13 protein-coding genes are annotated in these 12916 nt (G+C 70.9%); 3 read left to right on the top strand and 10 right to left on the bottom strand.

Annotated features, from left to right (window positions below):
- Window positions 1–9: 9 nt before the first annotated feature.
- From iolD to ACX9GQ_RS12870, 3 genes are all read right to left on the bottom strand, one after another.
- A complete protein-coding gene (gene iolD / locus ACX9GQ_RS12880) occupies window positions 10–1857 on the bottom strand; it encodes a 3D-(3,5/4)-trihydroxycyclohexane-1,2-dione acylhydrolase (decyclizing) (RefSeq protein WP_459629952.1) in 1848 nt (615 codons plus the stop codon).
- Between the two features lie 98 nt (window positions 1858–1955).
- Window positions 1956–3869: a bifunctional 5-dehydro-2-deoxygluconokinase/5-dehydro-2-deoxyphosphogluconate aldolase gene (locus ACX9GQ_RS12875; RefSeq protein ID WP_459629951.1), complete on the bottom strand. Its 1914-nt coding sequence runs from the start codon at window positions 3867–3869 to the stop codon at window positions 1956–1958.
- Between the two features lie 3 nt (window positions 3870–3872).
- The gene (locus ACX9GQ_RS12870) at window positions 3873–4724 is read right to left on the bottom strand and encodes an SDR family oxidoreductase (protein WP_459629950.1); all 852 of its coding nucleotides are present in this window, start codon (window positions 4722–4724) and stop codon (window positions 3873–3875) included.
- A 258-nt stretch (window positions 4725–4982) separates the two neighbouring features.
- Between ACX9GQ_RS12870 and iolG the strand changes: the two genes are divergently transcribed.
- Window positions 4983–5972, top strand: coding sequence for an inositol 2-dehydrogenase (gene iolG, locus ACX9GQ_RS12865; protein ID WP_459629949.1), 990 nt, complete (start codon window positions 4983–4985; stop codon window positions 5970–5972).
- Between the two features lie 51 nt (window positions 5973–6023).
- Here the strand turns inward: iolG and ACX9GQ_RS12860 are convergent, their stop codons facing one another.
- Window positions 6024–6278, bottom strand: coding sequence for a hypothetical protein (locus tag ACX9GQ_RS12860; RefSeq protein ID WP_459629948.1), 255 nt, complete (start codon window positions 6276–6278; stop codon window positions 6024–6026).
- A 300-nt stretch (window positions 6279–6578) separates the two neighbouring features.
- Between ACX9GQ_RS12860 and ACX9GQ_RS12855 the strand changes: the two genes are divergently transcribed.
- Entirely contained in the window at window positions 6579–6848 is a 270-nt protein-coding gene (locus tag ACX9GQ_RS12855) for a hypothetical protein (protein WP_459629947.1), read from the top strand.
- A 68-nt stretch (window positions 6849–6916) separates the two neighbouring features.
- On the opposite strand, the gene ACX9GQ_RS12850 is transcribed toward ACX9GQ_RS12855, so the two are convergent.
- Window positions 6917–7606: a hypothetical protein gene (locus tag ACX9GQ_RS12850; protein WP_459629946.1), complete on the bottom strand. Its 690-nt coding sequence runs from the start codon at window positions 7604–7606 to the stop codon at window positions 6917–6919.
- A gap of 8 nt (window positions 7607–7614) precedes the next feature.
- On the bottom strand, window positions 7615–8754 hold the full coding sequence (locus tag ACX9GQ_RS12845) for an OpgC family protein (RefSeq protein ID WP_459629945.1): 1140 nt from the start codon (window positions 8752–8754) through the stop codon (window positions 7615–7617).
- Between the two features lie 181 nt (window positions 8755–8935).
- On the opposite strand from ACX9GQ_RS12845, the gene ACX9GQ_RS12840 reads away from it, so the two are divergent.
- On the top strand, window positions 8936–9715 hold the full coding sequence (locus tag ACX9GQ_RS12840; RefSeq protein ID WP_459629944.1) for an SGNH/GDSL hydrolase family protein: 780 nt from the start codon (window positions 8936–8938) through the stop codon (window positions 9713–9715).
- Between the two features lie 33 nt (window positions 9716–9748).
- On the opposite strand, the gene ACX9GQ_RS12835 is transcribed toward ACX9GQ_RS12840, so the two are convergent.
- The 4 genes from ACX9GQ_RS12835 to ACX9GQ_RS12820 form a co-directional block, all read right to left on the bottom strand.
- On the bottom strand, window positions 9749–10102 hold the full coding sequence (locus tag ACX9GQ_RS12835) for a PilZ domain-containing protein (protein ID WP_459629943.1): 354 nt from the start codon (window positions 10100–10102) through the stop codon (window positions 9749–9751).
- Between the two features lie 153 nt (window positions 10103–10255).
- Window positions 10256–11161, bottom strand: a complete 906-nt coding sequence (locus ACX9GQ_RS12830) for a DUF817 domain-containing protein (protein ID WP_459629942.1) — start codon at window positions 11159–11161, stop codon at window positions 10256–10258.
- Between the two features lie 22 nt (window positions 11162–11183).
- A complete protein-coding gene (gene uraD / locus ACX9GQ_RS12825; RefSeq protein ID WP_459629941.1) occupies window positions 11184–11705 on the bottom strand; it encodes a 2-oxo-4-hydroxy-4-carboxy-5-ureidoimidazoline decarboxylase in 522 nt (173 codons plus the stop codon).
- A 4-nt stretch (window positions 11706–11709) separates the two neighbouring features.
- Window positions 11710–12891, bottom strand: a complete 1182-nt coding sequence (locus ACX9GQ_RS12820; RefSeq protein WP_459629940.1) for a urate hydroxylase PuuD — start codon at window positions 12889–12891, stop codon at window positions 11710–11712.
- Window positions 12892–12916: the final 25 nt, after the last annotated feature.

Here is a 12916-nt window from a genome sequence, read left to right as displayed (position 1 = left end):
GCAGCCGGCTCAGTCGCCGACGCGCTGGCGGGCGAGCGCGGCCTCGTAGCGGCGGCGGGCCTCCAGCACCTCGCCGCGCTGCGACACCTCCGGCACCGCGACGTCCCACCAGTGGCCGCCGGCGTCGGTCGACTTCAGCGGGTCGGTGTCGATGACGAGGACGGTGGTACGGTCGCTGGCGCGGGCGCGCTGCAGGGCGGCCTCCAGCTCCGCGATCCCGGCGACCTTCTCCGCCGTGGCGCCCATGGCGGCGGCATGCGCGGTGAAGTCGATCTCGGGCAGCACCTCGTGGCGGGCGTGCTGGAGCAGGTTGTTGAAGCTCTCGCCGCCAGTGGCGCGCTGCAGGCGGTTGATGCAGCCGAAGCCACGGTTGTCGAGCACGACGATGGTGAGCTTGAGCCCCAGCATGACCGAGGTGGCGATCTCGGAGTTCATCATCAGGTAGGACCCGTCGCCGACCATGACGAAGACGTCGCGGGAGGGGTCCGCCATCTTCACGCCGAGGCCGCCGGCGATCTCGTAGCCCATCGTCGAGTAGCCGTATTCGAGATGGTAGCCGCCGGGCGCGCCCGCCTGCCAGAGCTTGTGGAGCTCACCGGGAAGGCCGCCGGCGGCGCAGACGACGACGTCCGTCTCGCGGGCCTGCCGCTGCACCGCGCCGATGACCTGCGCGTCGGAGGGAAGCTCGGCGTTGGTCGGCGCCGTATAGCGGGCGGCGACCGGCGCCCACCCGGCCTTCTCCTCCTGCGCCCGGGCCGTCCAGGCGGCCGGCGCCTTCCAGCTGCCCAGCGCCTGGTCGAGTTCCTCGAGCCCGACTCGCGCGTCGGCGAGGAGCGGCAGGGCCCGGTGCTTGCCGGCGTCGAAGAGCTGGGTGTTGAGGCCGACGATCCTGCGCCCCTCGCCCTGGAACAGCGCCCACGATCCCGTGGTGAAGTCCGCGAGCCGGGTGCCGACCGCGAGTACCACGTCCGCCTCCGCCGCGAGCGCGTTGGCGGCCGCGGTGCCGGTGACGCCGACGGCGCCCATATTGAGGGGATGGTGGTCGACGAGGCTCGACTTCCCGGCCTGCGTCTCCATGACGGGGATGCCGTGGGCCTCGGCGAACACCCGCAGCCGGGACTCCGCCTCGGAGTAGAGCACGCCGCCGCCGGCGACGATCACGGGCCGAGTCGCGGCCTTGAGGGCGGCTGCGGCCTCGGCGAGCTCCCTGTCGTCAGGGCGCGGCCGGCGCGGCGTCCACAGGCGCGGCTCGAAGAAACTCTCCGGCCAGTCGAAGGCCTCGGTCTGGACGTCCTGGCAGAGCGCCAGCGTCACCGGCCCGCACTCAGCCGGGTCGGTCAGCACCTGCATGGCCCGGGCGAAGGCAGGGATCAGCTGCTCGGGACGGGTGATGCGGTCGAAGTAGCGCGACACCGGGCGGAAGCAGTCGTTGGCCGAGACGGTGCCGTCGGCGAAGCTCTCCACCTGCTGCAGCACCGGGTCGGGGCGCCGGCTGGCGAAGACGTCGCCGGGCAGGAACAGCACCGGCAGGCGGTTCACGTGCGCCATCGCGGCGGCGGTGATCATGTTGGTCGCGCCGGGGCCGATGGAGGTGGTGACGGCCATCATGCGGCGGCGGCGGCTCGCCTTGGCGAAGGCGACGGCAGCGTGGGCCATGGCCTGCTCGTTGTGCGAGCGGAAGGTGGGCAGGACGTCGCGCGCGGCGTAGAGCGCCTCGCCGAGGCCGGCGACGTTGCCGTGGCCGAAGATCGCCCAGCACCCGGCGAAGAGCGGCACCGACGTCCCGTCGATCAGCGTGTCCTGCGCGGCGAGCGCCCGGACGAGGGCCTGCGCCATGGTGAGACGAACGGTGGCCATCGACTTCTCCTAGCTGCGTGGCGCGCGCCGACGGGGGCAGCGGCCGTTCAGGCTCATCGCATGCCGGGACGCTGTGGGCCAGCGGTCCGGTGACGGCGTCATCGGCCCGCCGCCGCCAGCGCGTCGTCCCAGGCCCGGCCGAGCGCGGCGAAGCGCGTCGCCATGTCGTCCACGGCGGCCGCGTCGTCGATGCGGCCGGCGAGCCAGGCCCGCGCGGCGTCGGCGAAGATCGTGCGCCCGACGGCGAAACCCTTCACGCGCCGGCAGCCTGCCGCGATGCGGAACGCCTCCGCCAGTGTCTCGTGCGGCGCGTCGAGGCCGAGCATGACGATGCCGCGGCAGTGCGGGTCCTCGCGATCGATCACGGCGGCGATCCGGTCCCAGGCCGCGGCCGAAGCCTGCGGCTCGAGCTTCCACCAATCGGGCTTCACATCGGCCGCGTAGACCGCCTCCACCGCGCGGGCGGCGGTGGCGTCGTCCACGGGTCCGTTCTTCGAAGCGATGATCTCGACGAGGAGCTCCCGGCCCACCGTGCGGCACGCGTCGAAGACGCGGCGCAACTCCCGGTCCTGCCGGGCCCGGAGGTCCGCAGGATCGTCCGGGTGGTAGAAGCAGAGCACCTTCACCGTGTGCAGGACCGGCCATTCGGCGAGGTGGGCGCCAAGCGAGTCCATGCCGTCGAAGTCGAGCGGACGGGACCCCGGCCTCTCGACCGGCCGGCCGATCCAGAACGGGTGGTCGGCAGCCCGAAAGAGCGCCTCGCGACCGTGCGTGCCGTCGATCAGCATGCCGAAGCCCTCGCGACCGCCGGCGACGCGGGCTGCCGCGTCCACCGCGAGCCGCTTGAAGGCGGCGATCCGCTCGTGCGGGGCCCCTGCGGCGTCGGCCATCTCCTCCATCTGGGAGCGGTGGTCGATGGCGAGCGCGACCAGCCGGTCGGGCTGCGGCCGGCGCGTGGTGGCCCAGTGGACGTGGTTCAGCGCCTCGTCCTTGCGCAGCGCCCTGAGCGGCGAGCCCTGCTTCAGGAACAGCTGCAGTTCTTCCCAGGTAGGATACTCGGGCGCGCACATCAGGCGCGACACTGCGAAGGCGCCGCAGGCGTTCGCCCAGGCGCAGCAGGTGGCGATCGGCTCGTCGCGCAGCCAGCCGCGCAGGAAACCGGCCATGAAGCCGTCGCCCGCGCCCAGCACGTTGTAGACCTCGACGGGAAAGCCCGGGCCCTTGATGCCGTCCTCGAGGCTGTCGGGGATCGGGCCGGGGAACACGACACAGCCCATCGGCCCGCGCTTGCACACGATGGTGGCGCTGCTGAGGGCGCGGACCGCGCGGATCGCGGCGAGCGTGTCGGTGGTCCCGCCGGCGATGTGCAGTTCCTCCTCGGTGCCGACGATCAGGTCGCACGAGGGCAGGATTTCCTGCAGGTGGGCCGTGACGGTGTCGGAGCGGATGTAGCGCTCCTCTCCCGCACCGTGACCGGCGAGGCCCCAGAGGTTCGGCCGGTAGTCGATGTCGAAGGCGACGCGGCGGCCGTGCTTGCGGGCGAGCGCCATCGCCTTCTTCTGCGCGGCGGCCGTGTTGGGCCGCGAGAAGTGCGTCCCGGTGACGACGACGGCCCGGGCCGAGGCGACGTAGGTCTCGTCGACGTCGCTCTCGTCGAGGGCCGCGTCGGCGCAGTCGGTGCGATAGAAGATCAGCGGGAACTGGCGGTCGTCGCGCACGCCCAGCACGACAAGGGCCGTGAGGCGGTTCGGGTCCGTCTTCACGCCGCGGGTGTCGACGCCCTCCCGATCCAGCTGCTCGCGGATGAAGCGACCCATGTGCTCGTCGCCGACGCGGGTGATCAACCCGGGCCGGAGACCGAGGCGGGCGACGCCAACGGCCATGTTGGTGGGGCTGCCGCCCACCGCCTTGACGAAGGCCGCCATGTCCTCCAGCCGCCCGCCGACTTGCTGGCCGTAGAGATCGACGGACGAGCGCCCGATGGTGACGACGTCGAGGACGGGCTCGGCCATGGATCAGGCCTTCCGGGCCGGTTTCGGCGGGTGCGGCGCGTCCTGGTAGGCGCCCAGCACCTGCTGGTCGAAGTCGATGTTGGCCCCGGTCATCAGCCCGGACTCGGAGGACGAGAGGTAGGCCACGGCCCGGGCCACCTCGCGCGGGTCGAGCAGCCGGCCGAAGGGCTGCTCCGCGGCGGCCTTCTCCAGCCAGCCGTCCTGCGCGCCGTGGTGCCGGCGCATGACGGCGTCCTCGCCCGGCGTCGACATCCAGCCGATGTTGAGCCCGTTGACCCGGATGCGGTGCGGCATCAGCGAGAAGGCGGCGTTCTTCGTCAGTGTCGCCAGCGCGCCTTTCGAGACGCAGTAGGCGGAAATGAAGGGCTGGCCGCCATGGGCCGACATCGACTGGATGTTGACGATCGAGCCCTCGATCTTCTCGCGCACCATCACCTTCGCGGCGGCCTGGATGAGGAAGAAGGGCGCCCGGCAGTTCACCGCCATGATGCGGTCGTAGAGCGCCGGCTCCGTGTCGAAAATCGTGCCGCGGTCCGTATCGCCGGCGGCGTTGACGAGGATGTCGACGCGCCCGAAGGCCTTGTCGGCGGCGGGGATGACGGCGGCCGTCTCCTCCACGCTGGCGAGGTCGGCCGCCACGAAGAGGGTGCGGCAGCCCTTCGCGGAGAGATCGTCCGCGACCCGGCGTCCGCGCTCCGCGTTGCGGCCGGTGACGACGAGCCCGGACAGACCGCGGGAGACGAGTTCGCGGGCGATGGCCTCGCCGAGGCCCTGGGTGCCGCCCGTGACGACGGCGACCTTCCCCGCCAGGGATGCTCCCTGGTGAGCTCCCTGGTGTCCAGCCGTCTCCGCCATGACGAACCTCCCCTGACCGGCTCAGCCGGTGCCTTGCCCGGTCGCGCCGGGACTCACGTCGTGCCGCGACACCCTTGCGTCGCAGGGCTGATGAAACAAAAACTCCATTCGCAGGTCAATTCGGAACATGTATTCTCCCGGCAGGGCTGCGAGAGACGCAGCACTGGCGCGAGCATGCCCCGGGGGCCGGACCGGCCGTCAGCCCGGCGGCTGCGACAAACGGAATTGGGCGGGCGACGGACCCGCGGGGAGGACGCGATGCTGCGAGTGGGGCTTCTGGGCGCGGGGCGGATCGGCAAGATTCATGGCGGCAACGTCGCGGCGCATTCCGCGGCGCGGCTCGTGGCCGTCGCCGACGCCGTGCCGGCCGCCGCCGAGTCGCTTGCCGCGGCGACCGGAGCGGCGGTGTCCTCCATCGACGCGATCATCGCGAGCCCGGAGATCGACGCCGTCGTCATCTGCACGCCGACCGACATGCACGCCGACCAGATCGAGGCGGCGGCGAAGGCCGGCAAGGCGGTTTTCTGCGAGAAGCCGGTCGACCTGTCCTCCGACCGCATCCGCGCCTGCCTCGCCACCGTCGCGAAGGCCGGGACGCCGCTGATGATCGGCTTCAATCGCCGCTTCGACCCGAACTTCGCGGCGCTGAAGGCGCGGCTCGCGGCCGGCGAGGCCGGCGCGGTGGAGATCGTCACCGTGATCTCGCGCGATCCCGGCCCGCCGCCGGTCGACTACGTGAAGCGCTCGGGCGGGCTCTTCCGCGACATGATGATCCACGACCTCGACATGGCCCGCTTCCTCCTCGACGAGGAGCCGGTGGAGGTGCACGCGGTCGGATCGTCGCTGGTCGATCCGGCGATCGGCGCGGCGGGCGACGTCGACACGGCAGCGGTGATGCTCAAGACGGCGTCCGGGAAGATCGCGCAGATTTCCAACAGCCGCCGGGCCACCTACGGCTACGACCAGCGGATCGAGGTGCACGGCTCCAAGGGCATGCTGCGGGCCGGCAACGTGCACGAGACGACGGTGGAAATCGCCACCGGCGCCGGTTTCCGCGCCGACCCGGTGCAGAACTTCTTCCTGGAACGCTACGCCGCCGCCTACCGGGCGGAACTCGATGCCTTCATCGCGTCCGTGCGCGACCGCAAGTCGCCGGCCCCGTCGGGCGAAGACGGGCTGAGGGCTCAGATCCTCGCGGATGCCGCGACGGAGTCGGCCCGCACGGGCCAGACGGTCCGCGTCGGCTGATCACGCTGAAGGACGGGCGCGGCCGCAGGAGGCCGCGCCGCCGGTGGTGCGTCAGGTTCCGACGGCGTCGGAGACGCACTTCTTGGTGAAGCTCGTCTTGGCGGCGCCGGCGAGCTTCTTGTCGGCCGCCTGCTTGTCGCAGGAGGCCTGCGCGTCGCTCTGGCACTTCTTCATGAAGCTCGTCTGCGCGGCGCCGGCGAGCTTCTTCTCGGCCGAAGTCGCCTTGCACGTCGCTGCCGCCGACTGGGCCATCGCCGGTACCGGCAGCAGGGCCGCGACCACGGCGGCCATGACGATCCATCTCATCGTGCTATCCCCTCGTCTCCCGAGCCTGCGACTCACTACAGGCAATCCATCTTGCAACCGGAAGTACGGCATGGTGGAGTCGGTTCCGTGAGGACCTCGGGGCCCCGCGCCGCACCTCGGCACGGGAAGGGGTTTCGCGACTGGCTCCACGTGGGGCGACAAGAGATTCTCAAGAAAAAACTGTGCAAAGCGGGCGGGTGTCCTGAACAACGGACTCATTGTCGCCTTATGGTTGTGGAGGAACTTTAGTTCCGGCTCGAGCGTTGCAAGGCGGATGTAGCGTAGGGGTGGAGTGGGTGCATGACGTATGAGGCAGGCGTCGACCACAACGATGCGGCTCCCAGGCAGGGGCTGCACGATCTGAAATCGGACGTGGCGATCGTGCCGCGGACCGAAGGGGCATCGATGGTGGCGTTCCACCTCGAGGACGGCCAGGGCAGCGCGTCCTACCTCCTGACCCAGGCCCAGGCGGAGGCGCTGTCGAACGCGCTGATCCTGGCGGCCGACCGGGCCCGGTTCCACGACGCGATGCGGCCGCGCCGGCCGATCCAGCGGATGCGGCGGGCCTGAGCCGATCCACCGGCGGATCAGACGAGCGGCGGATGAGACGAGGCGGCGGCGCGGCCCGCCGCCTGCCGCTAGCGCGTGACCGCGCGGGTGATGGCCTCGGCCACGAGTTCCGGAAGGCACATCTGCGGAGCCTCCGTGGCGTCGGATTGCGCCGTGCGCCGGCGTTGCTGGTCGAGGTGCTGTGTCGCGGCGTAGCGGCGCAGCAGGTTGATGTTCGACTGCGCGGAAACCTGCTCGATCTTCCCGACGATGCGCGCATAGAGCGTCTCGTGCCCGACATTGGGCACGAAGGGCGGATCGATCAGGATGAGGTCGATGGCGTGCGAGCGCAGCCACTCGGCCGCCTGCACGAGCGTCCGGCCCAGGGCCTCCGGATCGGCGTGCTGCAGGGCGTCGGGCGTTCCCACCTGCCAGAGCACGAGGTCCGGCTTCACCCGCGCGATCTCCTCGCGCATGGCCTCGAAGCTGCGCGCGGCCGGCACGGCGCCGCCACGACCCTCGTCGATCAGTTCCACGTCGGTGCCCGGGAGGCGCCGCTCGAGTTCGTGCAGCAGTCGGCTGCGCTTGCGCTCGGAGAGGGAGGGCCCGCCGATGCGCGGTCCGACCACCAGGATGCGCAGCGGCGTGCCGCGGTCCACCAGGCGGACCGTTCGCGGCAGTTCCCCCGGCATCTTCAGGTAGACCTCGGGCACGCGGCAGTTGGGCGCTGCCGCCGCCGGTGCAGCCAGCGCGACGAGGCCGGCAAGGACCAGCGACAAGGGCCGCATCAGGCCGGAGCCCGCGCGTCCTGTGTCGCCGTGCGAGAGGCCGGGGTCGGCCTTGCTCCCGTCCGATACCATTCCAGCATCCAAGCCAGCACGAGCTGGACCGCGATTCCCCCACCAACCACGAAAAAGTCAAGCGCGGGGTGCCCGAGCTCGCTCGCGCGAAGCGGCATCGCGGCCACTGCCATCACGGTTCCAACGCAGAACACGGGCAGGGAGTGCCGCCCCAGCGCAGCCACGGGCTGGATCATGGCGCTGCGACGCAGCCACGCCTCGAGCGGCAGGGCTGCGATGACCACGGCGAGCGCCAGCACGTGCAGCAGCCGCGGCAGGCTGAGGTTCGTCTTGTCGAAGTCCCACATGAACCGCGGCAGCGGCGCGAGGTCGTACGGGTTGTAGAACCCCGTCCGCGTCCACGCGAGGGCGACGACGAGATAGGCCACGGCGCTCCACCACAGCCAGCGCGGGATCGTCAGCGTCCGGCCCTGCACCACGGCCGCCCCGGCGCAAAGGCCCGCGCAGAACAGCAGCTGCCAGGCCAGGGGGTTGAAGTACCACGCCCCCTCCCCCGGATAGCTCGGCAGCGCGAGGTCGAGCAGCTGCGTCGCGACGTAGAGCGCGACGGATGCCCCCAGCGCGAGCCGCGCATCGATCACGGCGAGGCACATCACGGCCGGCGCCATCAGCAGGAACACGACGTAGATCGGCAGGATGTTGAGGTACGCAGGCTGCAGGCCCAGCGTCGCGACGCCGATCGCAGCCTCCAGCGGCGCTCCGATGATCTGGTCGAACTGGGTCGCCTCGAGAATCCGGACGTCGCCCGTCACAAGCACGCCGTAGGCGACGGCCGCCCCGCAGAGGGCGATGACGGCGAGGTGCGCCATGTAGATGGTCCAGGCGCGCAGCACCATCCGCGCCGTCTGGCGGGCATAACCGGCCGCGCTCAGGCCAGGAAGATAGGCCAGCGCCGCCGACACACCCGCCAGCAGCACGAAGCCTTCGGCGGCGTCGGAAAAGCCGAAGTTCTTGTGCGTCCAGGCCTCGGCCGGATTGCCTGGCACGTGATTGACGAAGATCGTCATCAGCGCGAGGCCGCGCCAGAAATCGATGCTCACATATCGGGGCACGGTCGGTCCTGTCACGGGTCGGCCTCCTGCGAGGACAAGCGGTGCCTGCGGAACTCCGGATGTGCCACCATGGCGGCCGGCGCCACCGCCGGCAAGGCCGCGTCGTTCACTGTTTCGGGAGCCGTCGGCGTTCCCGTTCACTTGCGGTTCAGCCGGCGCTCGCCACGATGGTCTGCTGGATTGCCGGAGGGCCCGCATGCGCTTCGTCCCGTTGTTCCGCGTCACGGCGCTCGCGCTGGCCGTCACTGCGGCCGCGCTCGCGTCGACGTCCGCGCGGGCGGAAGGCTTCGCCTGCGATCCCGGCAAGCGCGTCCTCGTCCATGCCAGCCGGCTCCCGGCGGTGGCGGCCGCGCTGGAGCGCGGCCGGCCGGTGAGCATCCTGGCGATCGGGTCATCGTCGACGGAGGGCGCGGGCGCCACCGATCGCGACCACAGCTATCCGGCGCGCCTGCAGGCGCTGCTCGCCCGGCGGTGGCCGCGGAGCCCCGTGACCGTGATCAACGCCGGAATTGGAGGCGAGACCGCACCGCAGACGCTGGAACGGCTGGCGCGCGAGCTCGAGAGCCGGCACTACGACCTCGTCATCTGGCAGGTCGGCACCAATGACGCGGTGCGCGGCGAGAACGAGGCCGCGTTCCGCGAGCGGCTGGAGCACGGCATCCATCTCGTGAGGGACGCGCGTGCGGACCTCGTGCTCATGGATCCGCAGGATTTCCCGACGGTCCGGGACCGGCCCACCTATGAACGCTTCGTGCGGATCATAGGCGAGGCAGGCGAGGCGAACGGCGTCCCGGTGTTCTCCCGCTACGCGCTGATGCGCGCCTGGGCGGAGCGCGGGGAGGACCAGCTTGCCATGACCCTCGCGCCGGACCGCTTCCACATGAACGACACCGGCTATGCCTGCGTCGCCCGCGTTCTCTCCGCCGACCTCGGTGACATGGCCCGGATGGGCCGCGCAGTCGCCGGCGGACGCTGATCCTCCCGATTCTCCGGCTGTCGTCTCTTCCGCTCAGCCCTTGGTTGCGCCGGAGCCGCGGGATTGCGCCATGAGCTTCTCCCACAGCGTCGACTCGCGGTCCCTGGCGTGGCGGGCGGCCGCCGTCGCGGCCAGGGCCGCGCGCTCTGCGACGAAGCTGACGCCATGGTCGTCGCCATCGCTCCAGCGCAGCGCCACCTCGACCGCCAGCCTCCGGGTCGGGATGAGGAGGACGAAACGGGGCGGGAGCGGTCCAGCATGCCGGATGCGGGCCCCGGCCTCGCTCAGGTCCACGACGGCGACCGGGCTCAGCAGTCCCCTCGGACAGACGAACAGGCCGGAGAGGAGTGTCCGCGTCCTCGGATGACGCCGGGCATCGCGTCCCATGATCAGGCTCTCCCCCGTGACCTCGCCTTGCTACCCACCGGTAGATGCAAACGTGTTGCCGCGGCGGTGACACCGGAGAGGTGGTGAATCGCGCTGCTCCCTTGAGGATCCGCCACTTGATGCCTGCGGTCCCGGCGTTCTTCGGCAGATGATCTAGCGATCCGGGCCGCGCTCGCCCCAGGGCCAGAGCCGGCGTCCGCCATCCGCCGCCATGGGGCGGTTGACGAGCGTCACGAGCACCACGCTGATGATCATCAGCAGGTACCAGGAGCCCAGCTTGGCGAGCGACACCATCGTCCAGCCGTCCTTCTGGCTCGGGTAGATCCAGGCCCGGCTGTAGGTCCCGACGTTCTCCGCGACCCAGATGAACAGGGCGACGAGCAGCGTCGAGACCAGGACGGGCATGCGGCGGGGCGTGCGGTGGATCCGGTAGTAGAGCGTCGTCGGCCCGAACAGCACCGCGAAGGCCGCAAACAGCGCGAGGCGCGTGTCCGGCAGGTAGTGGTGGCTAAAGAAGTTCACGTAGATGGCGAGCGCCAGCACGATCGTCGCCGGAAAGGGCGGATAGCGGGTGAAGCGGAAGTCGAACAGCCGCCACGCCCGCGCGATGTAGCTGCCCACGGCCGCATACATGAACCCGGTGAACAGGGGGACGCCGCCGATGCGGAACAGGCTCGGCTCCGGGTAGATCCACGACCCCATGGCCGTCTTGAAGACTTCCATCGCCGTTCCGACGAGGTGGAAGACGAGGATCACCCTGGCCTCGTCCAGCGTCTCGAGGCGGAACGCCAGCATGCCGGCCTGGATCGCCAGCGCCGCAAGGAACAGGGCGTCGTAGCGCGCCAGCGCGGCGCCTTTCGGGTACCACCACGCCGAGGCGAGGAGCAGGGCCACCATCGCCCCGCCGAACAGGCAGGCCCACGCCTGTTTCAGGCCGAAGCGGACGAACTCGTAGGCGAAGACGGCACCGGGTCCCCGCCGAGCCGCCCACACGGCCACGCGCTCGTCGGTCCGGATGAACCGCGCGAGCGGCGCCCACTGCCGGGCCGCGGAGGTCATGGCTCGGCCGGACGAGGCGGGATCACCCCGCCACCTTGTCCTCGAGGCGGAACCGGACGATGCGGAGCACCTGCGCCAGCGCGGTGAGCCGCTCCTCCTCCGCCGTCCCGCCGACCCGTGCCTCGAAGGCAGCCAGGATGGCGTGCTTGGTGGCCCCGCGCACGGCGAAGATGAAGGGGATGCCGAAGCGGGCGCGGTAGGCATCGTTGAGCGTCGTGAACCGCGCGAACTCGTCGGACGAGAGGCGGTCGAGGCCGGCGCCGGCCTGCTCGCTCGCCGACTCGCGCGTCAGGTCCCCCGCGACCGCGGCGCGGCCGGCAAGGTCGGGATGAGCGACGAGGAGCGCGGTCTGCTCCGCCTCGGACGCGCCGAGGATCGCGCGCTGGAAGGCGGCGACCATCGCGGCCCGGTCGGCGAAGGGGCGCGCCGCGGCGGCCCTGGAGGCCACCCAGGACGTGTGTTCGGCGATGCCGCCGAAGGCTTCGACGAAGGCCTCGCGGTCGAGGCCGTTGACCGCGTCGAGCGTCAGGACAGCGGCGGCCATGGCGTCACTTCTGCTGCAGGAAGGCGCCCAGCGTGGCGCGCTCGGCATCCGTCATGCCGGTCTCGTTGCCGAGCGGCATCGCCTTGCCCTGTACAGCCTGCGCCATCACCTGCGGGGCGTTGCGGCGCAGGCTTTCGACGGTCTCCAGCACGACGTTCTTGGGCGGCGGGTTGCCGCGGAACGCTTCGTGCGTCGGCTTCGCCGCGTGGCACATGACGCAGTGAGTCTGCACGATGCGCATCGCCTCCGCCTCCGGCACGGCGGCGGCGTTCCCGGCGCCGCGCGGGGCGGTGAGCACGATGGTGGCGACGAGCGCGACGAGTGCGACCGGCACGGTCCACGCCACGGACATCGGGGGATCGCCCGCCTCGGTCCGGTTCAGGAAGTGCCGGATGGTGCCGCCCGCCAGCACGATCAGCGCCACGACCAGCCACGAATGCGGATGGGCGTAGAGGAACGGGTAGTGGTTCGACACCATGAACAGCAGGACGGGCAGCGTCAGGTAGTTGTTGTGCAGCGAGCGCTGCTTGCCCATCTTCCCGTACTTCGCGTCGGGCGTGCGCCCGGCGAGCAGGTCGGCCGTGACGATCTTCTGGTTGGGGATGATCACGCGGAAGACGTTGGCGGCCATGATCGTGCCCACCATCGCCCCGACGTGGATGAAGGCGCCCCGTCCGCTGAACACGTGCGTGAAGACATACGCCGCCCCGACGATGAGCACGAACACGGCGAGCGCCAGGGCGGCGGTGTTCTCCCCGATCCGGGAACGGCACAGCGCGTCATAGGCGAACCAGCCGGCGGCCAGCGATACCACCGAGATCAGCACCGCCTCGCCGCCCGTGAGCGGCATCACGGAGGGATCGACGAGGAAGGCCGTGGCGTTCCAGTAGTACTGCACGCCGAGCAGCAGGAAGCCGGAGATGAAGGTGAGGTAGGCCTCCCACTTGAACCAGTGCAGGTCCGGCGGGAGCGCGGCCGGCGCCACGCTGTACTTCTCGACGTGGTAGAAGCCGCCGCCGTGCACCAGCCACGACGTGCCGTACACGCCCGGGTTCATCTTCTCGCGGGCCTTCAGGCTGTAGTCGAGCCAGACGAAGTGGAAGCTCGCGCCGATCCACGCGATCCCGACGATGAGGTGGAACCAGCGCAGCGCGAGGTTGATCCAGTCGAGGGCGAAGCCTTCCATCGTCGCGTGCGTCCCGCCTGCGTTC

It is taken from the genome of Alsobacter sp. R-9 (genome assembly GCF_054612375.1).
This window is presented reverse-complemented; position numbering and strand designations above follow the sequence as displayed.